The sequence below is a fragment of the Nostoc sp. C117 genome (genome assembly GCF_043099735.1).
Classification (GTDB): Bacteria; Cyanobacteriota; Cyanobacteriia; order Cyanobacteriales; family Nostocaceae; genus Nostoc.
Genome location: NZ_CP170991.1, coordinates 277,157 through 300,721 on the forward strand (window position 1 = coordinate 277,157; position 23,565 = coordinate 300,721).

General features: G+C 41.5%; 21 protein-coding genes. 8 read left to right on the forward strand and 13 right to left on the reverse strand.

The genetic code is table 11. From position 1 onward, the window contains the following. Nucleotides 1-159: 159 nt before the first annotated feature. Nucleotides 160-516 carry an NAD(P)H-quinone oxidoreductase subunit M gene (locus ACFG4S_RS02935; protein WP_392533382.1) on the reverse strand — a complete coding sequence of 119 codons (357 nt, stop codon included), beginning with the start codon at nucleotides 514-516 and terminating at the stop codon, nucleotides 160-162. An 890-nt stretch (nucleotides 517-1,406) separates the two neighbouring features. On the opposite strand from ACFG4S_RS02935, the gene ACFG4S_RS02940 reads away from it, so the two are divergent. Further along, on the forward strand, nucleotides 1,407-1,691 hold the full coding sequence (locus tag ACFG4S_RS02940) for an Npun_R1517 family heterocyst differentiation transcriptional regulator (protein ID WP_392533383.1): 285 nt from the start codon (nucleotides 1,407-1,409) through the stop codon (nucleotides 1,689-1,691). Nucleotides 1,692-2,322: 631 nt separating this feature from the next. On the opposite strand, the gene ACFG4S_RS02945 is transcribed toward ACFG4S_RS02940, so the two are convergent. Continuing rightward, nucleotides 2,323-3,018 (reverse strand): response regulator, encoded by a 696-nt coding sequence (locus ACFG4S_RS02945; RefSeq protein WP_392533384.1) that lies wholly within the window; start codon nucleotides 3,016-3,018, stop codon nucleotides 2,323-2,325. A 774-nt stretch (nucleotides 3,019-3,792) separates the two neighbouring features. On the opposite strand from ACFG4S_RS02945, the gene ACFG4S_RS02950 reads away from it, so the two are divergent. Both ACFG4S_RS02950 and ACFG4S_RS02955 read left to right on the forward strand, forming a co-directional pair. Next, nucleotides 3,793-3,936: a hypothetical protein gene (locus ACFG4S_RS02950; protein WP_392533385.1), complete on the forward strand. Its 144-nt coding sequence runs from the start codon at nucleotides 3,793-3,795 to the stop codon at nucleotides 3,934-3,936. Between the two features lie 58 nt (nucleotides 3,937-3,994). Then, nucleotides 3,995-4,891 (forward strand): SPFH domain-containing protein, encoded by an 897-nt coding sequence (locus ACFG4S_RS02955; RefSeq protein ID WP_392533386.1) that lies wholly within the window; start codon nucleotides 3,995-3,997, stop codon nucleotides 4,889-4,891. Nucleotides 4,892-4,932: 41 nt separating this feature from the next. On the opposite strand, the gene ACFG4S_RS02960 is transcribed toward ACFG4S_RS02955, so the two are convergent. Further along, complete coding sequence (locus ACFG4S_RS02960; protein ID WP_392533387.1) at nucleotides 4,933-5,115, reverse strand: DUF4058 family protein; 183 nt, start codon at nucleotides 5,113-5,115, stop codon at nucleotides 4,933-4,935. Next, entirely contained in the window at nucleotides 5,079-5,258 is a 180-nt protein-coding gene (locus ACFG4S_RS02965) for a DUF4058 family protein (protein WP_392533388.1), read from the reverse strand. The genes ACFG4S_RS02960 and ACFG4S_RS02965 overlap by 37 nt, the downstream gene beginning before the upstream one ends. 117 nt (nucleotides 5,259-5,375) lie before the next feature. Between ACFG4S_RS02965 and ACFG4S_RS02970 the strand changes: the two genes are divergently transcribed. Further along, the gene (locus tag ACFG4S_RS02970) at nucleotides 5,376-5,561 is read left to right on the forward strand and encodes a DDE transposase family protein (RefSeq protein ID WP_392533389.1); all 186 of its coding nucleotides are present in this window, start codon (nucleotides 5,376-5,378) and stop codon (nucleotides 5,559-5,561) included. A gap of 101 nt (nucleotides 5,562-5,662) precedes the next feature. Here ACFG4S_RS02970 and ctpC read toward each other — a convergent pair whose 3' ends face one another. Continuing rightward, nucleotides 5,663-6,949 carry a carboxyl-terminal processing protease CtpC gene (gene ctpC / locus ACFG4S_RS02975; RefSeq protein WP_392533390.1) on the reverse strand — a complete coding sequence of 429 codons (1,287 nt, stop codon included), beginning with the start codon at nucleotides 6,947-6,949 and terminating at the stop codon, nucleotides 5,663-5,665. A 246-nt stretch (nucleotides 6,950-7,195) separates the two neighbouring features. After that, the gene (ispG, locus tag ACFG4S_RS02980) at nucleotides 7,196-8,422 is read right to left on the reverse strand and encodes a (E)-4-hydroxy-3-methylbut-2-enyl-diphosphate synthase (protein WP_392535891.1); all 1,227 of its coding nucleotides are present in this window, start codon (nucleotides 8,420-8,422) and stop codon (nucleotides 7,196-7,198) included. Between the two features lie 550 nt (nucleotides 8,423-8,972). Between ispG and ACFG4S_RS02985 the strand changes: the two genes are divergently transcribed. Then, entirely contained in the window at nucleotides 8,973-9,920 is a 948-nt protein-coding gene (locus ACFG4S_RS02985) for a LysR family transcriptional regulator (protein WP_392533391.1), read from the forward strand. Nucleotides 9,921-10,049: 129 nt separating this feature from the next. Here the strand turns inward: ACFG4S_RS02985 and ACFG4S_RS02990 are convergent, their stop codons facing one another. Further along, nucleotides 10,050-11,528, reverse strand: a complete 1,479-nt coding sequence (locus ACFG4S_RS02990; protein ID WP_392533392.1) for an alpha-amylase — start codon at nucleotides 11,526-11,528, stop codon at nucleotides 10,050-10,052. A gap of 113 nt (nucleotides 11,529-11,641) precedes the next feature. Beyond that, nucleotides 11,642-12,268, reverse strand: coding sequence for a DUF1003 domain-containing protein (locus ACFG4S_RS02995; RefSeq protein ID WP_392533393.1), 627 nt, complete (start codon nucleotides 12,266-12,268; stop codon nucleotides 11,642-11,644). A gap of 380 nt (nucleotides 12,269-12,648) precedes the next feature. Here ACFG4S_RS02995 and ACFG4S_RS03000 point away from each other — a divergent pair, with 380 nt between their 5' ends. Further along, nucleotides 12,649-13,701, forward strand: coding sequence for an anthranilate phosphoribosyltransferase family protein (locus ACFG4S_RS03000; protein WP_392533394.1), 1,053 nt, complete (start codon nucleotides 12,649-12,651; stop codon nucleotides 13,699-13,701). Nucleotides 13,702-14,067: 366 nt separating this feature from the next. On the opposite strand, the gene ACFG4S_RS03005 is transcribed toward ACFG4S_RS03000, so the two are convergent. Further along, entirely contained in the window at nucleotides 14,068-15,492 is a 1,425-nt protein-coding gene (locus ACFG4S_RS03005) for an LCP family protein (protein WP_392533395.1), read from the reverse strand. Nucleotides 15,493-15,778: 286 nt separating this feature from the next. Further along, nucleotides 15,779-16,120: a hypothetical protein gene (locus tag ACFG4S_RS03010; protein ID WP_392535892.1), complete on the reverse strand. Its 342-nt coding sequence runs from the start codon at nucleotides 16,118-16,120 to the stop codon at nucleotides 15,779-15,781. A 334-nt stretch (nucleotides 16,121-16,454) separates the two neighbouring features. On the opposite strand from ACFG4S_RS03010, the gene ACFG4S_RS03015 reads away from it, so the two are divergent. Beyond that, nucleotides 16,455-17,630 (forward strand): AI-2E family transporter, encoded by a 1,176-nt coding sequence (locus tag ACFG4S_RS03015; protein WP_392533396.1) that lies wholly within the window; start codon nucleotides 16,455-16,457, stop codon nucleotides 17,628-17,630. A 22-nt stretch (nucleotides 17,631-17,652) separates the two neighbouring features. Here the strand turns inward: ACFG4S_RS03015 and ACFG4S_RS03020 are convergent, their stop codons facing one another. The 3 genes from ACFG4S_RS03020 to ACFG4S_RS03030 form a co-directional block, all read right to left on the reverse strand. Beyond that, nucleotides 17,653-17,799, reverse strand: coding sequence for a hypothetical protein (locus ACFG4S_RS03020; protein ID WP_392533397.1), 147 nt, complete (start codon nucleotides 17,797-17,799; stop codon nucleotides 17,653-17,655). Between the two features lie 148 nt (nucleotides 17,800-17,947). Next, the gene (locus tag ACFG4S_RS03025) at nucleotides 17,948-19,279 is read right to left on the reverse strand and encodes a serpin family protein (protein WP_392533398.1); all 1,332 of its coding nucleotides are present in this window, start codon (nucleotides 19,277-19,279) and stop codon (nucleotides 17,948-17,950) included. A gap of 680 nt (nucleotides 19,280-19,959) precedes the next feature. After that, nucleotides 19,960-21,555, reverse strand: a complete 1,596-nt coding sequence (locus ACFG4S_RS03030; protein ID WP_392533399.1) for a S8 family serine peptidase — start codon at nucleotides 21,553-21,555, stop codon at nucleotides 19,960-19,962. Between the two features lie 315 nt (nucleotides 21,556-21,870). Here ACFG4S_RS03030 and rpe point away from each other — a divergent pair, with 315 nt between their 5' ends. Beyond that, nucleotides 21,871-22,578 (forward strand): ribulose-phosphate 3-epimerase, encoded by a 708-nt coding sequence (gene rpe / locus ACFG4S_RS03035; RefSeq protein ID WP_392533400.1) that lies wholly within the window; start codon nucleotides 21,871-21,873, stop codon nucleotides 22,576-22,578. Nucleotides 22,579-23,565 lie beyond the last annotated feature (987 nt).

Consider the following 23,565-nt stretch of genomic DNA (forward strand, 5'->3'; position numbering starts at 1 on the left):
AAGGTCTTAATCCAAACTGTCATATTTTTTCATCGGGGTTGTCCGGAGTCAGAAATCAAGAGTCCAAAAACTAAGTTTGACTTTTGACTCTTGACTCCTGGTTAGCACTGGTCACTCTGATGATGGGTTTAGCGAGTTTTCTAGTAACTATCTCGCTTATTACTTGTCATCAGTTGCAACTTGGGGGATTCCCATACTGTAGTTTGTAACACGGGCAGAGAGATTGTAGCTGATTTCGCCGACTTGCAGGAGCGATCGCAGATAATGCTCTAAGTCTGACCCAACACGCCGTAAGTTATAGTCTGTGAGGTCTGCCCCACTAGATGCTTCTACTAGTTCATCAAATTTTCGATAAACCTTTTGCAGCGCATCTTCATTCCAGTTGAATTCGTTGTCTGGGTCAATATCTAAGGTTAAGACTTGATTGCTTGGAACCAGTTCGCCATCCCGGTCAATTTCAGCCGCAAAAATGCGGATATGCCGGGTTGTGGACTTGAGCAGCATTGGGTTATCCATAAAAGGGTGTAAGATTTGGGTGAATTACACTGAAATTATTGTAAACGCTATATTCGAGCTTGAATGCTCTTAATTTACAAGCTTTGAAGGCAGTTTTAAAAGGGTATATTACATCGGCATAAGTAAAAATATTGCCTGTACTGATTACTGCTTTTACTTGTGTTAGTAATTGAAGTCGCAACTAATTACTAGTACTGACAGTAGGCTTATGATTTTCGCACCAGAATTATTGGGTAGAGTATTTTATCTAGTGAAGAGAAATATTCTCTCAGTGCTATGCTACTAGTGCCCACTGCTCAGCTTTTTGTAATCATCAAGTCTAGAAGACAGTAAGATAAGGTCTTTTGCGGGAATAATTTGATCTGTGTACATTTTTAATCCAGAACAAAAATTTTTACCATAATAACTATTTCGATCAATTTCTCCTAAATTTTCTCTTGAAAAAAACGTACATCTAGTAATTTTACGGAAGAGCGCTACACCGACCTCTGGCTTTAATAAAAGTAAAAAAGTTAAGCGGTTTTACTTACGTATAAACACCAAAAATAAAGTAACAACTCAAACTGTTATTGACGTTCATATAAAGTTGATGTAAAAAGCTTTAAAAAGCCCGGACAACTTCTTACAGAAACTTTATTGTGTAGAATCTTAAAAACTGAATAATAGTTATGGCTTACCATAAGCTACATCTAGCAGAGTCACATGAAAATCGAGACAGTAAAAATTTGACTTGAAAACAAAACACAGGAGAGTGAAATGGAATACAAAGGTGATTGATGAAGAAAAATTCTTAATTCAAGCACTTTGGATTCAAAAAAGATATAAAGAACTTTTGCTGGACATCTACCTCCTTACCCTCATGACCACCAAGTAAAGGAATCTCAATAGCTATGAACTCCAAAGCATTACCACGCCAGATAACCAATCTCGAAGTAGGTGTTTATGAGTGCGAAATACATCTCAAATTCCGGTTGATTGAGGAAAAAAGTCTTTTGGGCGATCGCGAGCAACTTTTACAGGTGCTACTCGATGCTTTGACCGAGGGTTCTGACGATTTTCTGGAGACTCTGCAAGCATCTGTTAAAGCCCAGGAAGTATCAGAGTTCAAGGCCTCACCTCAAATGCGACGTCAGCTAATGCGCTTGCGTAATGCTGCTGAAAATCCCCCAATTTAAAGGTGTAATTTAAGTAGTGAAAAATCGTGAATTAGGTATCAAATCAAATAAGAATCTCATACCCCGGTTGCAATAAAAACTAAGCAGTAAGTAGAACTCATAAAATATCGTGATTTCTACTTTGTGAAAGTCTTATTTAGCAGCACAAAGTCTCAGGAACAGTTTCCTTCATAAAAAACTTTGTAGCAAAGGTTACTGGTAGAATCTCAAAGCCAATTCAGCCGGGTGCATTTTACCGAGTTTTTATTAAAACATTGTAGGAAAAACAAAACCCTGTGTCTTTATAACTGGGGCCTTGAATAACAGGCGCAAATCAAATAAAACCCTAAAAACCAAAGTAAAAATAAAGAACCTTTCTTTTTGCTTTACCTAAGTGCCTGATTTGCTGAAATACTTATGCTTTATCTATTACTGGTAGTAGGTCATCGTTTAGCAGCCGATTACCTATTACCAATCATCCAGGGGCAAAAATCAATTCAAAATTGTTTGTGTAGCGTCTGGTAGAGAAGAAAAAGACAAATGAACAGGGGACAAGGAGATAAACAAGACTTGTAATCTAACACAGGTTAAACGCCCAGCTACTGCTAACGGAACTGTTTTACCCCCATGCCCCATACCCAATACCCAATACTTATTTAGCTAGTCCGTGTTCTAGAGCAAAACGAACTAATTCTGTACGGCTATTAGTGCCAGTTTTACTAAATAAACGGCTAACGTACTTTTCTACGTTGCGGACGCTGGTTTCTAAGCGGCGGGCGATTTCTTTGTTCATCAACCCTTCAGCGACCAAGTTTAAAACACTTTGTTCTCTGGGAGTCAAATCAATTTTGAAAGGGGCTGGAGATTGGGAAATCGCATTTCTTTGAGTTAACAATGCCTTGATTTGGGCTATCTGATTGGCTAGTTCAGCAATATCAGGGGTTTCAGAATCATTTCCTGTAGTTGCGGACTTAGCGGCGCGACGGGCTAGCAAGTTTTCGACTATGGCGACTAACTCATCTGGGTCAAAGGGTTTGGGTAAATAGGCATCAACACCAGCATGATAGCCCTGGATGCGATCGCCTGTCATACCTTTAGCAGTTAAAAATACTACTGGTAGTGCTTGGAAACGGGGGTCTTCTCGCAGTTGCTTGAGGAATTGATAGCCATCCACCTGGGGCATCATCACATCGGAAATCACTAAATCAGGTGTATTCAGCTGCATCCATTCCCAACCTTCAAGGGCGTTACTGGCGACTTGAACGCTGAAACCGCTCTCTTGCAAATAATCTTTCACGGCTTCCCGTATCCCTGGTTCATCATCTACCAGTAACAATTGTGCTGACATTTAAAATTCCCTTGAGTTTTTCTTTTTCCAATTTAGCGAAAGTTGGCAGTCATTGAAAACTTCTGAGTTCTCAGCAACTATTCTCCTATTCCCCCTCGTCCTCCCTATATCTGAGTTACTCAAGGAAAGCAGGTAGAAATTTATCGAAAAGCAAAGAAAAAGGAAGTTCTAATTTCCCCAAACCAATTATCAGGCAACGAGATACTGTCTCTGAGATATAGAGATTAATAAGCTGATGTGCGTCTAAAGTATATAAACACTGTTGATAGTCGTTAATTGTTGACTGTTGACAATTAACAGTCATCACTCATCAGGTAAATGTACAAATTAAATACGTAACAGCTTAGTTTTTATACAAAAATAATTAAGACTAATTAGTAACTGTTCCCCATTTTGGCTAATACACGCGATGTGCGACTTATTTTTGAAACCCCACTTCCATTCCTCTCTCCGTTTCGGAGAGAGGCTTTGATACTTGCTCCCCAACGCTAGTAGGGAAGGGGTTGGGGGTTAGGTCTGAGAGAAAGTTGCACACGGCGTTAATACAGCAAGATATACAAAAGGTTAAAAATTTTCACTAGCCAAGTATTAGCGTAAAAATATACAATTATTGTGCTTGCTACGTAGATTCTCTGAAAGAGAAAATCTTAGCCTCCGAGTAGCATTGAAACCAAAGTGAAACAGATATGGCAAGCTCAAGAGTAAAGTCATCACAGATATACTGTTGTTTCGCTTTCTATTGATTCTTTTAAGTTATTTAAGTTTTGACAGTTAATGATGAACATACGACGTTTAGCTTTGATTGGTGTATTTTCTGTAATGCTTCCTGCACTCAGCTTGAGTGTCAAACTACCAACTGCTAATGCTGGAGTTTATGGACAATACAAAAACATTAAGCTTCCTTTTGCTATTGGTTAATCTCGTCCTCTTTAAGTCAGCAAGCCGTATATCCGTCTTAACCACACATACAAAACTTATGAGCTTTATAATTTCTCTCTTAACTAGTCTGATTGCAATTCTCGTTTATCTTAATACAGGTAGAATATCTGGTGAAAGGTCACGTTTAGCAATACGCACAATTACGATATTGATTGCTAGTATTGCAGTACTAAATTCTATTTCTCGGCTTTTGGTGATTGTCCCACCAGGCAATATTGGTGTCGTTAATTTCTTTGGGGAGATTTCCGAAACTAGTCTTAATCCTGGTGTCCATTTTTTGAACCCTTTTAGCAAGGTGTTGAATTTTTCCACTCGCCTTAAGGATATAAAGGAAAACGTAGATGTAACATCCCAAGAAGGTTTGAGCCTAAATCTTGATGTTAGCCTTCAATACAAGCTCGATGCTCAGAAGGCAGCTACAGTATATAAAACAATTGGAACTGATGAAAGACAACTGGTAATTTCTAGATTCCGTTCAACTGTCCGCGCGATCACTGCAAACTACCCAGCCAGTGCAATTTACTCCACCAAACGCCAAGAAATCGCCCAAAAAATTGACCAACAACTCACTCAGGAGATACCTGCGTTGGGTTTCATTGTTGAAGAAGCTCTTTTACGAAATGTCAAAATGCCTGATACTCTACAAGCTGCAATTCAAAACAAACTCAAGACAGAGCAAGAAAACGAGCAGATGAAATTTGTTTTAGAAAAAGAGCGTCAAGAGGCAGAACGAAAGCGTATTGAAGCTCAAGGCATAGCTGATTCTCAAAAAATTATTTCTGCTGGACTCACGAATCAAGTATTGCAATTACGAGCGATTGAAGCCACAGAAAAGCTAGCTCAATCTAATAATTCTAAGCTTGTAATTATTGGTTCGGAAAAAGGTGGAGTGCCGATTATAATCCAGCCAGAAACAGCAAACTCAAAACCCTAAAATTTCTTTTCTGTTGAACTATTAATTTTTTGTATCTGCATTTAACCTAATCCTTGCTGTTGCAATAATGCATTCGCCCAAGTAATATCAGTTTCTGGAAGGGATGGAACTGGTTCTTGAGTGTAGTCTATAGCCAAATCAAACCCAGCGCGATCGTATACACTGTGCATCAATGCTTGTAAATCTACTAACGGTTCTCTATCACCTCGACGTAGAGGTAACAAAAAAGTTGGAATCTGCTCTTGCAGTCCAATCGTAATTGAGGAGCAATTGCATCAGCGATCGCAATAATTAATCTACTATGAACTTCAGGCCAGAGTTCCGGATTTTCTAGGTAGGGGTTCATCCCTGGAAACGGTGAAGGCATCAGCTTAGTCCAACAGGATTCTTAATGCTGATTCTAGCAATCTGCTTTGTCAGCGCGAAGATGTTTTCTGTATGCCGTAAAATTTTCACAGTAAAAAAGAAAATTTTCACTGAAAACATGGAAAATACACAAAGCTGGTATATTGTCAAGCGTTCTGCTGGTAATTGTGAAATAGTCTCTAGCGACCAAGTACAGGAGAACAATCCAGAAATTATAGAACAGTGGGGACCTTTGAGTTCCGAAGGAGAAGCGATCGCTCGTCGTGTCGGACTAATTAGAACTGGGAAGTGCCAACCAGTTTGAGTAGGGAATGGGGAGATGAGGGGGACAAGGGGACAAGGGGATAAACAAAACTCCTAACTCAGCACTCAGCACTCCTAACGCCCAATGCCCCTTGTAACTTGTCATTTTTCTGCTGTGGGTGTGCCCTTAGCAGTAATTTTTTTACTTATCACTTCTACTGCTTTCGCGAATTGGGGATCTGCGAGGGTAGCAAGTTTGTCACGTTCGTGAAGCCACAAGTCCTGCAACTGCTGTTTGGTCAAATCTACCTTCACATCTGGCTCAATGCCTTTATGATTGATATCTGTACCGTTGGGGGTATAATAATGAGCAATTGTTACCGCTAATCCTGAACCATCTTCCAAGGGACGCACTGATTGCACCAGTCCCTTACCAAAGGTTTGAGTACCAACTAAAGTAGCACGCTTATTATCCTGCAAAGCCCCTGAGAGAATTTCGCTTGCACTAGCTGAACCTTTATCTACTAGCACAACTAAAGGTTTGTTTGTCAAGGCTCGTCCGTTTGCCTCTTCCTTTTCTGCCTCTCCTTGGCGTTCAACGGTAGAGACAATCTTACCTTTATCTATCCACATCCGAGCAATATCTACACTAGAGAAGAGCAAACCGCCTGGATTACCACGCAGATCTAAGATGTATCCAGCTACCTGTTTGCTTTCTAAATCTTTAATGGCAGTTTGCATTTCTTTACCAGCATTAGCGCTGAACTGGTTCAAGCGAATATAGCCAAGGTTACCTGCTGGAGTGTTCTTTTGGGAATATTTAACTGGATGGATTTCAATTCGCGCCCGTTTGATGTCAAATTGTTTTGTCTGACCGTCACGCTGAATAGTTAGGCTGACTTGGGTTCCTGCTTCACCCCTAATCAAGGATACTGCCTGATTGGTATCCATCCCCTTAGTATCTTTGCCATCGATTTTGAGGATGACATCTTTGGCTAAAACACCAGCTTTAAAGGCTGGTGTATCTTCGATTGGTGCAATTACAACTAGTTGCTTGGTTTTTTCATCCTGACTAATCGTGATACCAATACCTGTAAGCTCTCCAGAGGTATCAACTTGCATATTCTTAAATTCTTCTGGGTTCATAAATCGGGTGTACGGGTCTTCTAGCTTTTTGAGCATTTCCCGAATCGACTTATAAGCTTCTTCTTGATTACTGTAGGACTTGTTCTTCACATACTCGTTACGAACAGCCTGCCAATCTACCTGATTAAAAGTACCGTCTACATATTGACGCTCAATAACTTGCCAAACTTCATCTACTAATTCTTTAGGACTTGCTTTAAATAAAGCCTGACCTCGTGAGTGAATGCCAAGGCTAGTTACAGCGATCGTAGAGAGTGTCACTGCCGTAGCAGCCAAAACAAGCCTATTTTTTGTAATCACCATAATGACAGCTGCGTCAGAGGGAAAATTTATAGTCAGTATGCTCAATCTAACACAGGGTATTACTGTAGAGGTCAAGCATGTATTTCTAATTTCAACAAAATACTTGACAATCAGGCGATCTTGGTTGTCATCTATACAAAAGTTTTAAGAATTGGGGATTGGGGATTGGGCAAAAGAGTTCCGAGTTCTGAGTAAAGAAGTGACATTCTTTACTCAGCACTCAGCACTCAGCACTCTCTACTCTTCTTACGGGTCTACCCAGCGTTCATCTCCCTTAATGAGGTTAATTAATTCCTCTACACCTTTGTCTTCTGGGACTTTTTTAATTTCCTCTCTGCCACGATACAAAGAAATATAACCAGGTGTTTTACCAACATAACCATAGTCAGCATCCGCCATTTCTCCCGGTCCATTGACAATGCAACCCATAACTGCAATGTCTAAACCTGTTAAGTGTTTAGTGGCTTCTCGGACTTTGTGCAGGACTTCTTCTAAGTTAAACAAAGTCCTTCCACAGGAAGGACAGGCGACATATTCCACCATCGTTTTCCGCAATCCCAAAGCTTGGAGAATGCTGTAGCAGACGGGAATTTCTTTTTCTGGTGGTTCTGTAAGTGAAACACGAATTGTGTCGCCAATACCATCAGCGAGTAATGTAGCAATACCAGCGGTGGATTTAATCCGCCCATATTCGCCATCACCAGCTTCTGTAACGCCTAAATGTAGGGGATAATCCATACCTAATTCATCCATGCGCTTGGCGATGAGGCGATAGGCGGCTACCATTACTGGTACTCGTGAGGCTTTCATGGAAATTACCAAGTTGTGGAAGTCCAAAGATTCACAAATGCGAATAAATTCTATGGCAGATTCCACCATTCCTTCAGGTGTGTCACCGTAGGTAAATAGCATTCTCTCAGCAAGAGAACCGTGATTTACCCCAATTCGCATAGATTTACCTTGGTCACGCAAAGAAACTACTAGGGGTTCTAGAGTTTCGCGGATTTTATCGCCAATTTCGTCAAATTCGGCTTTAGTATATTCGGTTCTATTGAAGTTTGGCTTTTCAAAGACATACAAGCCCGGATTAATCCGCACCTTCTCTATGTGCTTAGAGACTTCCACTGCTATTTTCAGTCCATTGTGATGGACATCAGCCACAATGGGTACGTCTTGGTAAGTTTTAATTAATTTTTGTTTAATTTCTGCTAACGCTTTAGCATGAGCCATACTTGGCACCGTGACGCGGACAATTTCGCAGCCAATTTCGTGTAGACGACGAATACCAGCTACGGAACCATCAATATCAAGAGTGTCTTCGTTAATCATTGACTGCACCACAACGGGGTAGCCACCTCCAATGGTGATATTACCCACCTTTACGGGACGGGTTTTACGCCGCTTGATAGTTGTATCAAAGGTAGGTTGACTTGATGTAGGATTTGATGTGCCGAGTGTAGACAGAGTTTGCATAACCTGATTAGGTAAATTTGCTGTAGCTAAAATATCAGATTTGATAAATCCTGTTTCCCAGATTGCCACAGCTAGTGGCTCTTTTGGACGATTGGAGAGAAAAAAATCGAAAAAGTAAGCTGAGATGCGTCTAAATTATGTAAACACTCTTTATAATCGTTGACAGTTGACGGTTGACGGTCATCAGTCATCACTCATCAAGTAAATCTACAAGTTAAATGTGTAACAGCTTAGTAGGAATTAAGTGATGAGTTCTACTGGAGTTTGACTATAAAGCTGTCTTACTCAAGCCTCATAATCTGCTGCTTGATTACGATAAATTAAAAATCTTATCTAAAAATTCACATATTGGGAAATAAATTAATCAAGTCTGTTTGGCGATATTTGCGGAAAAATTCCATGTCAAGGGCATAATTGAGGATTTCGGATATAAGACTCTTTTTAAAGAAATGTAAATTATAAAAGAAGACCTGTAACAAACTTGACTAAATAAGAGATAAAAATCCGTTAGCTTAATGAAACCGAGAAATGTAATTCAGGCTACATAAAAATGCGCTTAGAGCAGTTGCAAGCCTTTCTAGCGATCGCCCAAACCGGCAGCTTTCAACAAGCAGCGCGAACATGTGGTGTCACACAATCGACGATTAGTCGCCAAATCCAAGCATTAGAAGCAGATTTGGGGATAGAACTGTTTCACAGAACCAGTCATGCCAAACTGACGCTAGGAGGCGAACGTTTGCTACCCCGCGTCCGCAAAATTTGCCAAGAGTGGCACACTGCTACAGAAGAATTAGCTGATTTAATCGCTGGAAAGCAGCCAGAACTTTGTATTGCAGCGATACATTCCCTATGCGGTTCTTATTTACCGCCAGTGTTGCAAAAATTCTGTCATGATTATCCAGATGTCCAATTGCGAGTGACTTCATTAGGAAGCGATCGCGCCTTGAAAGTCCTCAAAGATGGATTGGTAGATTTAGCAATTGTGATGAATAATCGCTTTTTAACCACTGGCAGAGAAATGGTGGTGGAAGTCCTTTATGATGAACCGATAGAAGTCCTCACCGCAGCCAATCATCCCCTAGCCCAATATGAATTCGTCCCTTGGTCGGAGCTAATTCGTTATCCCCAAGTGGTTTTTAAAGATGGTTATGGAATGCAGCGTTTAGTACAAGACAGATTTGAGCGAATGGAGGCTAAACTCCAGGCGGCTTTAGAAGTAAATACCCTAGATGCCTTTCGGGGAGTGGTACGCCAAGGTGAATTAATAGCTTTGCTACCTCAATCAGCATTAGTAGAAGCACGCCAAGACGCTACCCTAGCGATTCGTTCCTTAGCTAGCAATAATACTGGTGGTTTAGCAGATAGTTCTAGTTTGACTCGGCGCGTAGTTATGGTCACAACTCAAGACCGTCTGCAAATTCCCCCCATCAAGCACTTTTGGCAACTAGTCCGAGAAAATATCCCATTGCAAATTGACCAGCAGCGATCGGCTTGTTAAGTCAGTAAACCAAAAAGTTTTTCCTGAAGAGCGATCGCCTACGCCATCACTGCTAGTGGTCTGTTTTTTTCCAGAAAGTACTCTTTTAGGCAAAGGTAACTTTCTGGATGAATGCTACTAAAACCTTGACTAAGACTGTGGAACCCACACAGAAACGGAACCAGCACTGCATCGAAAATCAGCCCAGCCCTCATCATTCGTTGTGACAGGTTCGCTGATATGTTCAGTAATGTCAATGTATGTGCTGTTGGGTTGCCCAACTTCCATCCACTTACTCCCTTCTCCTCCATTACTCAGAACAACCGCTATACCGCCAGGATGTTCTTCATCTCCTAAGCGTGTCCAGCCGATTGTATTAGCGTGATCGAAGTAATCGTATTGGTCGCCATAGGCATAGGTTTGACGAACGTGCAAAAATTTATCAATTATCCATTTATGACTATCGAGCCAAATCTCATGCTCATTGCCATCGTTGCCCGTATCCTTGTAATTAGCACCATAGTAATCCGCATAGAAGATACAGGGATAACCATCACTTCGCAGTAGAATCAAGGCATAAGCCAACGGTTTAAACCAGCCTTCCACTACAGATTCCAACGACTGCAAGGGTTGAGAATCATGGTTGTCAACTAAGGTGACGGCTAAAGCAGGTTGCTGTTGCACCAAGGTGTTATCAAATATCTGCCGCATATCGTAGTCATTGCCTTGTTTGCTGGCAGCGCTAAAGTTATAGTGCAATGGCGCATCAAACAACATCACATCGCCACCGGTGACGCTAATGAAATGGTGCAGCGCTTCAACTTCATAAGACCAATACTCACCGACGGCAAAAAGATCGCGACCTGCCTTTTGGCGACAGTGTTGCAGCCATTCGGGGAAAAAGCCAGCTCTAACGTGTTTAACTGCATCAAAACGAAAGCCATCTACATGAGTGGTTTCTACAAACCACTCACCCCAGCGATTCAACTCTTCGCGCACTTCTGGACTTTCCATATCCAGGTCGCATCCCATAAGATAGTCGAAAGCGCCTTTTTCCAGGTCAACGTTGTCATCAAATTTTTTATCTTTAAACAGATATACTGCGTTCTCACCTTCGTTGTAAACGTTGTAATCAACTGCGTCGAAGTGCCACCAGTGCCATTCCATATCAGAGTATTTGCCTTGGCGACCTGGAAAGGTAAAGTGAGTCCACACTTTAATTGTTTGCATCTCACCGATGGGCTGGTTGCGATCGTCTGGACTATAGGGCGTTGCTTCCACCTCTTCGGGTTCGTCTGCACCTAACTTGTGGTTAAGGACAACATCAGCATATACTCGAATGCCAGCAGCTTTTGCTGCCTTAACAGCAGCGATATACTCGTCTTTTGTGCCGTACTTTGTCCGAACCGAGCCTTTCTGGTCAAACTCGCCTAGATCGTACATATCGTAGACTCCGTAACCGACATCGTAGCCACCCCCTGTTCCTTTGTATGCTGGGGGTAGCCAAACAGATGTAACACCTGCATCAGCTAACTCTTTGACTTTATCTTTAAATTCATTCCAAAGATTGCCATCTGGAGGGATATACCAATGGAAGTACTGCATCATTACACCATTCAGTTGAGCCATATCTATCCCTCTGGTTAAATATACGATGAATTGTGATTTCGGACACAAAGACTCTACATTAAGTTTTATTTTTTGTCTTTCAATAGAAACAAAAGTCTACTAAAAAACTGCGCTCAACTCATATTGTTTTCTTCTGTGGCTGACAGTTCTTCAACTAAGTTTTTCTGGAGTGCTTCCAATACTGCGATCGGGTCAGCCGGTTCCTGCATCGATTTCGCTTCCGAATCAAGCCGATTTATCACATCAGGCAAATCGGTACGGAGTTCTTCTAATAAAGCAATAATCTTGGCAATTTTTTGCTCGGAGAGCAGGTTAAGCTGTAGCATCAATTGCGCCCGTTGTTCGGCAAAGTTTTCTTGGCGAGTTTGTCGTACCAGTACTCCGGTTGAGATCACCAATGACGCTGCGTCTAAGCCTTGACCTGACCAGCTAAAGGAGGGTAGGTCGAATGGCAAAAAGCGATCGAAAAAACTGCCAAAAATCCAGATAGCCAATATGACTAGCAAACTATACATAAATATCGATCGCCCAAAGAATCTTGCGATCGCTTCTAGTATCCGCTGATGGACCGGAATATCTCGAACTTCCTGGGCATGAAGTGAAATAATCGCTTCAATATTTTTTGCAATCGGGTCTGGTAATGGAGCCACGATCACTTGATTTCGAGAAGCTTTCTCTTTGAGTTTGTTACCACCTGAACTGAAGTGTCTGTTGGCTGTGTCGTCTGCGTCATGGGTCATGCACCAACTCCTGAGTCTAGATGTTAATCGATTATTGCTTATCTTCTGATGCTGTCGGCAAATAGATCTCAAGAAGTTGAAAAGCTGATTACACCACGATCCAATCATAGTGTATGATATGCTACACACTACTTTCGATATTTAATTTTTTGAAATCTTTCAGAGCAGTAAACTACGTAGATTTGATTAGCGCTCTGAATTTTTCAAGACAGGCATCGCTCTTTGGGAAAAACTTTTTGGTCTACTTTAAGTGTCATTAGTTATTTTCAGAAAGGACAATGGACAAATGACAGTAGACAAAGAGAGAAGTCGGAGCGTCGGCTTCCGGCGAGCTGAACTTCTCCTAAGGGAGACGCTACACGAACGGAGATAAAGGACAAATGAGCAATGTGTTTAGGGAATTCCTGCAAAAAGTAGGTAGCGGAAACCACACAGGCGAGAATTTAACTCGCGCCCAAGCAGCCACCGCGACTAAAATGATGCTACTGGGTGAGGCTACACCAGCCCAAATTGGGGCATTTTTGATTGCTCATCGGATCAAGCGTCCCACGGGGGAAGAGTTAGCAGGAATGTTGGATGCCTATGATGAACTTGGCCCAAAACTGCAACCAATTGTCTCTGAGCGACCAGTGATAGTTTTGGGCATCCCTTACGATGGGAGAACGCGCACTGCACCAATTAGTCCGGTGACAGCTTTACTACTCGCCGCAGTTGGACAACCAGTGGTAATGCATGGTGGCGATCGCCTACCAACTAAGTACGGTTTACCGTTAATAGATATTTGGCAGGGTTTAGGAGTAGATTGGACTGCCCTACCTCTAGCAAAAACCCAGCAAGTGTTTGAGCAAACGGGAATTGGCTTTATTTATCTACCTCAGCATTTTCCTTTAACTACAAGTATTTGGGAGTACCGCGACCAAATTGGTAAACGCCCCCCTTTGGCAACAATGGAGCTAATTTGGTGTCCTTATGCGGGAGATTCTCATATAATTTCTGGGTTTGTTCACCCACCAACAGAAGGGATGTTTCAGATAGCTCTAGGGCTGCGGAGAGTAACAAAATTTACATTAGTCAAGGGATTGGAAGGTAGTTGCGACTTACCACGCGATCGCACTGCAATCATTGGCTTATCTTCATCGGTAGCAGGTCAAGAGATAGAAAGATTGCACCTTGTACCTCGTGATTACGGCTTTACAACCAAGAACGTACCCCTTGGAACTACTGAAGAATTGGTGGCAGATATTCACGAAGTTTTGGCAGGTAAACCAGGGGAATTAATGCAAACCGCTTTGTGGAATAGCGGATTTTATCTTTGGCGGAGTGGTATTTGTCCAAATATGCCAGAGGCTTTAGCTAAAGCCGAAGAATTATTAACCAATGGTATGGTACGAGGTAAACTCCAAGAACTCATATCAATTCAAAATTCAAAATGACCCTCTCTACGAGACCCTGTGCGTAGCTTGTTTATCGGAAAGAGTAAGCAAAGTTGCTCTAAGCGTTGGCGCAGCTTCTCAAACGCGAGTGCGTCTCTCCTTCTCTCAAAGAAGAGACAACTGCCAAGAGAGAAGAGAAAGTTTTATGCTGAGATAACAAAATTCAAAATTAAGAAAGCCTCATTAAATCTGGGTTTCCTTCTTTTGTATTTGTCACATTTTTTTTCAAATTGGTATCAGCTAGATATTAACAATTCAAAATTGAAATGAAATGTATTTGTGTCAGTTAAAACTCAAGTGTTCAACATCATAATTAGTAAGTAATTATGAATGACTTGAGTGTAGGGAGGTGTAGCCGATGACGAATTATTTACTCGGTAACTCCTGCAAAATAGATTTTTGTTCCAACCAATCCTTACCCACTTGGATACTGACATCGGAGCCAAGGTTACCAGTACTTTCCACGCGCACTTCTCCAAATCCCAAAGTGTTCCGAATTGATTCGGCACTGTCACCATCTCCTTGTTGAGCGACAACGTGAGTTACCTCTAGAGGTTCACCCCATGCCTTGGCTATATAGATGTTGCGATATCCAGATTTTTCCAAGGCTCTAATTAATGGTTGGAGGTTAGAGCGATCGCCACCTGTACTATCTTGAATTGCTATACGTAAAGAGCGGGGGTCAGCCGCAGTAGCCAGCTGTTCCTGTTGTGATTCTAAACCAAAGTGCTGAGCCATTAGTTTGGTAATACCATTTTTATTTGGCAACCAATAGCTAGCATCAAACTCGCCCTTCTCGCTAAAGCGACCTGGTAGCATTAACATCTGCATATTGGAGCGATTTGTCCGTACCCCAAAACCCAATAGTGCTACTAATTCCTCAACAGTCAAGTTAGTGTCAATGTGTTCTTTAACTACATCAAGAACTTTAGGTAATTGAGCTACTGTAGCTGGGTTAAGTGTTTGATCCATCAAAGCACGGATGACCATTTGCTGCCGTTGAATCCGGCCAATATCTCCGAGTTCGTCATGGCGAAAACGTAGCAATTCTAGCGCCTTATCGCCGTTGAGATGCTGCTTACCTGCCTTCAAATTGATGTACAAATGTTGAGAATCATCTTGGTACTTCATATCTTTAGGAACGTAGACTGTTACGCCACCCAAAGCATCAATTAACTTGGCAACTCCGAGAACGTTAATCCGAATATAGCGATCGATTCCCGCCCCACCCAAGAGATTACTGACGGTTTTAGCAGTCAAAGCTGGTCCACCATCAACATTAGCAGCATTAATTTTTTTAACCCCATACCCTTCTATTTCTGTGCGGGTATCTCTGGGAATAGAAAGCATAATTATTTTTTTCGTCTCCGGATCGAATTTGACCAAGAGCATTACATCAGAAAGACCATCAAAGGAGTTGACTTGGGGAAGGTATTTGAGATTTTTGGTGTCAGCGGGAGGATTTTGGATATCCGGGGGTAGTACGCTCATTCCCATCACTAACAGATTAACCGGGCGAGTTAATTCTGAAAATCTCAGCACGCCCCCAGAGATGCGATCGCCATCAAAAACCGCTTCATCCTTTGGACTGAGTTGGGCTTGCTGTAAAGGCGTACTAGTCAAAGACACTGCTAACAAAGCCCCCGCTGTTGCTGACACCATTGCAATCCCACTCATCCCGACCCAAAACCAGACCCAACGGCTGGATTTTGAGTTCTGGGTAATTTTTTTTCTGGACTTTGACGCTTTTCCTGATTGGTTTTCTTCCGCCGAACTTCTTTGAATGGTCACAGACTTCCTCACACTTATTCACTAATCAAATTCGGTAAATTTGCAGACTAAAAATATGCAGACAAATCAACCCATAATACCTAACTCTTAATTATTAGTGCTAGCTTTTTTAATATAGTGTCAACGACAACACTTATAGCAGCATTTTTTCTTCTTTTGGGTAAATCTGGAGATGTTTTACTGAAGTATGGCAATAATAAACTAGATTTGACTAGATATGTGAAGAAATCAATTGTAATTTTTTAAAAAATAAGTAAAAACACGGAAAATTTCTCATCCGATAAAATTAAGATAAGTACTTTCCAACTACTCGTTCTGCTAAAGTACTAAAGCCTGGTAAACGGCCAGATTTACCCTTTGTCAGCCGCAAAATCAACCAAATACTCACTAAAAAATAACCTGATGTGAGAAAGGTATTAAGGATAAATAAACGTAGTGTCAAAAAATTTGAACTTGCTGCTCCGGTAGACAATAATAGATATCCTAACAGCCAAGTGAGTGCCAAAGTAATAGACAGACGACTAATAGCAAGTTGTTCCCGATTACCCTGGCGGTGATAGAGAGCCCACAGAGATGGAAAAAAACCGATAATCGGAATTAAGTGTAAAAGCAACTGTGTTTTGGGCATAGCGGACTTGTACTGAGCATCTTGCCCTGAGCGAAGCCGTTCGCGCAGCGTCTCCGACAGGAGAAGGGAGCCGAAGTATTGGCCATTGTCAGAAGATAAGGGAGAGACTTCTTCAATAATTCTTCTTTGTCCCCTTGTCCCCTTGTCCCCCTTGTCCCCCTTGTCCTCTTGTCCCCTTGTCTCCATTACCCACTCTCCAGTCTCATTTGGTTGATAATTTTCCATTGGGTTTAGTCTAACTCCTAAATTAGAAGGATGAATAAGACTCGTATAGTCAGAGATAATAGACTTTAAAGAAAGATTTAATCTTGTTCTATTCCGCAATCAGCTGAAAATGCAGACACGCAAGCTACTCGACTGGTGGCAAACATTTACACCAATAGCGCGAATAGGGGCGATCGCCCTATTCGCTCCATTGCTAGTTCTCAATGGTTGGGCAATTTCGGTATTTTTTAATTATTTCCATTCCCTGATAGTCATTTTAGTCGGAGCCTCGGTGCTAGCATTTCTGCTCAACTACCCCGTCAGTTGGATGGAGCATCGTGGTGCAAAGCGAGAGCAAGTTGCTATTCTAGTATTTCTCTTGGCTTTATCGATTTTATTGGCGTTGGGTGTTACACTTTTTCCTCTGGCTCTGACCCAAGCTCAACAACTCGTGGCTCGCTTGCCAGAGTTAATCGACTCTGGACGCTCTCAGTTAATGATATTAAACGAAAAAGCTGAGACTTTTGGCTTACCCATAAATCTCGATGCTTTGGTAGTGCAAATAAACGATCGCGTCAAGGGAGAATTGCAAGCGATCGCCGGACAAGTTTTAAATCTGGCTGTGGTCACATTTACTAGTCTGTTAGATTTTCTCTTGACGATGGTTTTGACTTTCTATCTTTTACAGCATGGGGGTGAACTTTGGCAAAGTTTAGTAGAATGGCTACCCAGTAAATTTCGAGATCCTTTCTCGAAAACAGTGCGCTTGAGCTTCCAAAATTTCTTTATTACCCAGTTGATTTTATCAACCTGTATGGCTTCAGCCTTGATTCCTAGCTTTTTGTGGTTGAAAGTACCATTTGGTCTGCTATTTGGTCTAACTATTGGCATCATGGCTCTCGTACCCTTCGGTGGTTCTGTGGGTATCGCCTTAACTACACTATTGGTAGCGCTCCAAGATTTCTCAATGGGTGTGAGAGTTCTAATAGCAGCAGTGATCGTACAACAAATTCTCGAAAACTTAATTGCTCCCCGAATTTTAGGTAGCTTTACTGGTTTAAACCCAGTTTGGATATTAATTTCAGTCTTAACAGGAGCAAGAATTGGGGGACTATTAGGTGTAATTGTGGCAGTACCCACAGCGGTAGTGATCAAGACCACGTTAAGCGCCTTGCGTCTTGGAGGGTTAACTAGCGAAACTGACGACAGCACTACAGGGGGTATAACTGCATCTATTGCAGCAAACGAGTCCCCCAAAGCTGAGACCAAAAACACTCTCAGCATTTCGGAAGCGACATTACCTTAAGGAGGCAGGAGGCAGGAGGGATTCAAGACTTCATCTTTTGAATAGTTGACATCAGGATTCCTTGAAACCTATCAACTTCCTCCAAAATAGGAGTAAATATTTCCGGGGATGTCAATCCAACTTCTTTAGCAATAATCAACTGGGTATCGAGTTCTGGAAGCGAATTCAATACCGTTCGGATAAGGTTTTTTGATTAAAATCATCGATCGCAAAGACGCGATAAATCGCCGTCTCTACAAAGGATTGATTATTGTAAAGACGGCTATTTATCGCGTCTCTTGCCTTAACCGAACGGTATTGTTATACCTCCTGCCTCCTCATTGCGGCTCAATAATTGAACCCATAAACAAAATGCTTCCCGTCTGATTATCTCTAATCGCACAAAGGAAGGGACGGTCAACAATCATTCGGAATGGTTTTGGTTCCTGCCTCAAAGATGTTGCTACTATTCCCACTGAAGTAGCCGCTGCGGCTTCGGTGCCTTCTTCGTTTACTTCGACAAAAGTTTTATGCTTAACTTGGCTAATGGCAAAATTTTTACCCATGCCGGAAAAATTAGCTTTGTTACTGAAAGCTTCCTCCATGCCTAAAGCTTTCAAGGCATTGTTAAGTGTAATATCGTATTCCGTTTTAAAGCGGGGTAAACGAATAAAGCCTTTTTGGTGGTTGAACTGAGTCATCCATTTTTCCCAGTTCTCAAAATTCAAGTTTTGGGATAAGGCTTGGAGATTAGAGTTTTGTTTGGGTAAGAAGATATAAAAACTGACTTTCCCATCTTTACCGTAAGGTAAACTAACTGCCTGGAATTGTTCGTTTTCATAGTATTTATAGTCTCCCTCTTGTGACATCATTGGGTGTTGTTTTTGTCTGCCAGATGTGAGGTGAAAAGGGTATTGGGAGGTTTGATTTTTGTCAAATTCGTTACTCCAATTCCCTTTAAAATATATGGCATTAATCAGAAACAACACTTGATTGGGTTCTATTTTTTCAACTATCTGATTGATTTTGCCGCTAGTATTGTCTTTTACCCAGTTATTTATAGTACTGGGTGCTGTAGGATCTTGGAAGTTTAAATTGCTAACTTTGGCTTGATAAAAATCCTGGGTTCTCTGGAGAAAATCTGGCTGAAATTTCACATCTTGATTTGCCCAAAGAGAGTTAGCAATCTTGAGTTGCACTTTTGCATCCCGATTGTCTAAAAGCTGCTTTAATGTCTCTGCGTAATAAGAGTTTATTTCTGAGAGATTCATCCCCTGTAATTCCAGGGTTTTTGTCATTGCTTGTTGAGTCGAGCCGCTAGCGCCATTGTAGGTCATTGCTAAAGCGATCGCGACACTCGAAGGTGAAATAAAAACATTCTTTTCACTACCATCACTTTTCAGAACTTCTGAAAAGAGTTTGAAACCAAATTTATTGTTAGATTCAACGATTTTGGTATCAGTCTTGAGTGTTTTTTTTTGCAATGGAGTTTCTGGCTGAGGTAAACTAGATTGGGCTAGGGCACTTTTATTACTATCGACCTGAGAACAGCCTAATACACTCAATAGTACAACACTTGCAGCTGCTAGAGCATAACGTCTACCTAAGCTAACACCGTAACGCCTTTGCAAAAAATTTTCTTTTGCATCGCTAAATTTCTGACGAATCATTCTACTACCTCACTTGCCAAAAATTGTTAATTTGTGTCTCAGGCTTGACGTAAGCACCATGTCAATGATTAACTATTGCACCTGCTGCAATATAAAAACTGCACTGTTACAGTTTTTGTAACAGCAAGTGAATGGCTCAGAGAAATTAAACACAACTTTGAGAATTACAAATTCTCAATTTCAGCTTGAGGCGGCTATGCTCCTATGTTGCTAACGCTTCTCTAAGAGAGGCTGTAAGAGCGTTATGCAGTTTGGGGAAACTCCGCAACACCCCGACTGCTCTGGGTGTTTTTCCAAAATCAGTTATGAGTCTTATATAAATGTATTTTAGACTACTGCTGTGGCAAAGCAAAAATGTTGTATTAGATTTTGTAGGTTTGGTCAAAAGATGAGACCGAACCTACATGTCTGGCAAACATTTTCAAATTGGTATGACTTCAGAATTCTGAATTCTGTTGTATGAAGTTTCTCAGTTGCATTAGACTTGTTGCAGAAGTCGGGAAAAGGGGAAGGTGGGGTCCCAAGAAGGGGATAAGGGGCGGGGGAAAGGGGGAAAGGTTTTGTATTTTCACCTTCCCCTTTAACCTTTTCCCCAAACCCACCTCTTGCAAAAAGCACTTTTGCAAGAGGTCTATTGAATACCAGACTTTTATCACAGATGAAATTTGTCGATTGCTACTTTAATTAATAGGCACAGTCCACCAAGCTAACCCATAAGATTGAGTCGCTTCATTTAACTTTTGACGAAACTGGACACGGATTTTGTAATTCCCAGCAGTAGCAACTGGGCAGAAAATATGCTCTAAACTATCAATTTTACTGATTGAGGAGCAAACAACACCAGCATCAGAATTTTGAGCATCAGCTTTTACCAGGTAAAGGTCAAGATTATTTAAACCGCGATCGCGAAAGTTTTCACCCACATCATATTGCTGGTTTTTATTGCGATCGTTGAGTTCTACCAATCGATCCCAACTCAGGGTAATAGCGACAAAACTACCCTGCTTTAACGGTTTTGCTAAAACATAGTCAACAGAAGCTCCAACATCGATTGTGCGATAATCCCAGCCAATAGCCGGTATCACCGCTGATGGTTGCCATTCGCCAGCATTAAATTGCTCATAAGCGCGAAATGCGTTCAAATGACCTGCTCCCATTTGAGCATCCAAAGGAATATTTGGATCTTTATAAGCATCAGAAGCTAGCCAGTCTTGATTTTGTTTATCAATTAGCGTCCGTGTCATTCCCAAGCGCAAACCATTGCCGCTATCTTGGATTTTATCTGCTGAATTGAGCAATACAGCTTTCATCACTTGATGATGCCGAGAATCTATACTCCAATGGGGTTGTTTTCTTCGTATCTCTCGATCGCCAAGTTCTTGTAATAAAGCAACAGTAGCGGTAACTTGAGGTGCTGCAAAACTAGTGCCCGTAACCTTATTAGATTTGCCATCGGGATTAAGTAAGGTAATGTTATTACCAGGAGCAACTAAACTAATCGCGCGACGCCCACCAAGATTAAATTCTCTTCCAGCTAATCGCCCGCTCACTCCTTGATTAGCACCCGCAAGATTGGCAACATCTACTTTATTAAAAATCCCCCCCCTGCGGGATGAGAAAGCCACGTTGATTCCGTTAAAATTATCTGTAGGAATAGGAATACCACCTTTTCCTTGGTTACCAGCGATCGCATACAAAACATCATGAACGCGACTAGACCAGTCAACACATAAGGTTAATAAAGCATTGCCATCTAAAGTTGCCTCTGGTCGAGGATCGCGGCTCAGAGGTTCACCAAAGCTAAAGTTAATCGCACGGACATCGCCACCATTTTGTAGCGCTATGTGCTGGGCTGATAAGCACTCTTCTGGTTGACCCATGTTTTTAGTAGAACCGACAGCAGACGAATACAGTCGCGCTCCCGGAGCCACTCCCGGTATAGCTTTGTCTTGACTCACCATTACACCAGCAACATTGTAAGCGTGAGGATCGACACTGCTATTAGACTTAGCTGGTCCATTTCGTAAGAACACCCCTGCTAAAGATATGGCACGGTTTTTAGACACTGCCTTATCCCACCCAAACATTCCTGGTCTGCCAATTTCCACTTGACCAATAGCAATCTTGCGACCGATTAAATTATAAGGATTTTGGTGTAGCTTCAAAGCGTCAATGCCGTTAGTTCCCAAGGGAGAATCTAAAGCTGAAGCAATAACCGGCACACTTAGACACGAAGCACTCAATCCCCAAATTATCCAGGTTAGTTTTTTAGTCATTTGTTATTTGTCATTGGTCATTTGTCATTTTTTATCGGGTATGGGGCATTAGGAGTGTTGACTGATGACTGATGACTGAGGAGTTATTATTCTCCCCATACTTCGGCTTTGCGGTAGTTGAATCTCGACTTCTCCTAACGGAGACGCTACGCGAACGCTCGATTTCCGCCTAGTCGAAACTCAGTACAAGTCTCCCCATCTCCCTCATCCTCCAGTCAACAACTCCCCAAAAAAAGCCGGGATCAAAGTTATGAGATCTTGCTCAATATTTGGTTACAATGCTTACAGACGAGGACGCTTGAAAACCCACTAGCCATGACCCAAAACCTATCTCAAAAGCCCATTGTAATTTCTCCATCTATTTTATCAGCCGATTTTAGTCGCCTGGGTGACGAAGTTCGCGCCATAGACGAGGCTGGAGCGGATTGGATTCATGTTGATGTAATGGACGGTCGCTTTGTACCTAATATTACGATAGGTCCTCTGGTTGTGGAGGCGATTCGTCCTGTTACAACCAAGCCACTTGATGTCCACTTGATGATTGTAGAGCCAGAAAAGTATGTAGAGGGATTTGCTAAGGCGGGTGCAGATATTATTTCTGTACATTGCGAGCATAATGCTTCTCCGCACCTGCACCGCACTTTGGGGCAAATTAGAGAGCTTGGTAAGAAAGCTGGAGTTGTACTGAATCCTGGTACTCCTCTAGAGCTAATTGAATATGTTCTGGATCTGTGCGATTTAGTACTGATTATGAGCGTTAACCCTGGCTTTGGGGGTCAAAGCTTTATCCCAGGTGTAGTACCCAAAATCCGCAAGCTACGGCAAATGTGCGATGAACGCGGTCTTGACCCCTGGATTGAAGTGGATGGGGGTTTGAAGGCAAATAATACCTGGCAAGTTTTGGAAGCGGGAGCTAATGCGATCGTTGCTGGTTCAGCTGTATTTAACACCAATGATTATGCAGAGGCAATTAAAGGAATTCGGAACAGCAAACGTCCTATCCCTGAATTAGCTAAAATTTAATTCATTTCTGAATTAAATTTACTCTACAAAAAGTAGGTTGGGCAATTAATTTGCCCAACCTACTTTTATTTACAATAAAAAACCGGAAGCTATTCAAGTTTTTAACTTCCAGTAATTGCTATATAAATTGAAAGTTTATAAACTACAGATAATCCAGGTTGGGAGGACTAGGATTACAATAGTTAAAAGAGAAGCGTATGTAGCTACTAGTTCTACCAACCCTAACAACAATTTAACCGTAACTTTTGTATTTCCGTTCTTGGTGTTGGTGCTAAGCGTTTGCTTTATTAACTAAAGCAACACCAACCACAATATAGAAAGTTTTATAAGCATCACTCCCACCGTATGCATTTCGGTGTAAGCTATATAAGGTTTGGATTGGGGGAAGCCACCTCTCCAAATAATGTTTGCTCTGACTTTCTCGGAAAAAGAACCACCAGTAGCAACAGTTAAATTGTTTGTCTTGGTATAGAAATTATCTACTCTATGAAATACTGACTACTTTTATAATCGATTTGATGTATTTCATCTTTAGAACTAATCATTGATTTTATTTTTTAAATTAACTTGCTTGCCAAGCATCACCTCTATTTAACTGGAAGTTGTTATTTTTAGTTTATCAATCTTATCAGTATATATTTGCCATTTTGGCAGATTTATGAAAAATCTGCTGTATGTAACAATCCTGAATCATTCATGAGAAACAAATGCCCGACTTTTTTGAGAAGTCGGGGAACAGGGGATTGCAATTATCACAAATCAAATAGGATTCAATACTTGTCGGTTAAGGGGCGGGGGAAAGGGAAAAGAAAAAACCTTTAACCTTTTCCCCAAACCCAATTCCGAGTTAAAAATGCTTTACCCGAGCAGTATTGAAATGACCTTGCTGTATACAGCGGATTTCAAATTGGTGAATTAAGTAAGCTAAGTCTGAATGGGAGCTATAAAGCATATTTTACTTCTGTTAGCTCCGCGGGCTTAGCCCAT

What these genes read in the sequence shown, in the direction of transcription:
- ACFG4S_RS02935 (WP_392533382.1), bottom strand. Translation starts at nt 516, where the DNA reads ATGGATAACCCAATGCTGCTCAAGTCCACAACCCGGCATATCCGCATT.
- ACFG4S_RS02940 (WP_392533383.1), top strand. Translation starts at nt 1,407, where the DNA reads ATGAACTCCAAAGCATTACCACGCCAGATAACCAATCTCGAAGTAGGT.
- ACFG4S_RS02945 (WP_392533384.1), bottom strand. Translation starts at nt 3,018, where the DNA reads ATGTCAGCACAATTGTTACTGGTAGATGATGAACCAGGGATACGGGAA.
- ACFG4S_RS02950 (WP_392533385.1), top strand. Translation starts at nt 3,793, where the DNA reads ATGATGAACATACGACGTTTAGCTTTGATTGGTGTATTTTCTGTAATG.
- ACFG4S_RS02955 (WP_392533386.1), top strand. Translation starts at nt 3,995, where the DNA reads ATGAGCTTTATAATTTCTCTCTTAACTAGTCTGATTGCAATTCTCGTT.
- ACFG4S_RS02965 (WP_392533388.1), bottom strand. Translation starts at nt 5,258, where the DNA reads ATGCCTTCACCGTTTCCAGGGATGAACCCCTACCTAGAAAATCCGGAA.
- ACFG4S_RS02970 (WP_392533389.1), top strand. Translation starts at nt 5,376, where the DNA reads ATGGAAAATACACAAAGCTGGTATATTGTCAAGCGTTCTGCTGGTAAT.
- ctpC (WP_392533390.1), bottom strand. Translation starts at nt 6,949, where the DNA reads ATGGTGATTACAAAAAATAGGCTTGTTTTGGCTGCTACGGCAGTGACA.
- ispG (WP_392535891.1), bottom strand. Translation starts at nt 8,422, where the DNA reads ATGCAAACTCTGTCTACACTCGGCACATCAAATCCTACATCAAGTCAA.
- ACFG4S_RS02985 (WP_392533391.1), top strand. Translation starts at nt 8,973, where the DNA reads ATGCGCTTAGAGCAGTTGCAAGCCTTTCTAGCGATCGCCCAAACCGGC.
- ACFG4S_RS02990 (WP_392533392.1), bottom strand. Translation starts at nt 11,528, where the DNA reads ATGGCTCAACTGAATGGTGTAATGATGCAGTACTTCCATTGGTATATC.
- ACFG4S_RS02995 (WP_392533393.1), bottom strand. Translation starts at nt 12,268, where the DNA reads ATGACCCATGACGCAGACGACACAGCCAACAGACACTTCAGTTCAGGT.
- ACFG4S_RS03000 (WP_392533394.1), top strand. Translation starts at nt 12,649, where the DNA reads ATGAGCAATGTGTTTAGGGAATTCCTGCAAAAAGTAGGTAGCGGAAAC.
- ACFG4S_RS03010 (WP_392535892.1), bottom strand. Translation starts at nt 16,120, where the DNA reads ATGCCCAAAACACAGTTGCTTTTACACTTAATTCCGATTATCGGTTTT.
- ACFG4S_RS03015 (WP_392533396.1), top strand. Translation starts at nt 16,455, where the DNA reads ATGCAGACACGCAAGCTACTCGACTGGTGGCAAACATTTACACCAATA.
- ACFG4S_RS03025 (WP_392533398.1), bottom strand. Translation starts at nt 19,279, where the DNA reads ATGATTCGTCAGAAATTTAGCGATGCAAAAGAAAATTTTTTGCAAAGG.
- ACFG4S_RS03030 (WP_392533399.1), bottom strand. Translation starts at nt 21,555, where the DNA reads ATGACTAAAAAACTAACCTGGATAATTTGGGGATTGAGTGCTTCGTGT.
- rpe (WP_392533400.1), top strand. Translation starts at nt 21,871, where the DNA reads ATGACCCAAAACCTATCTCAAAAGCCCATTGTAATTTCTCCATCTATT.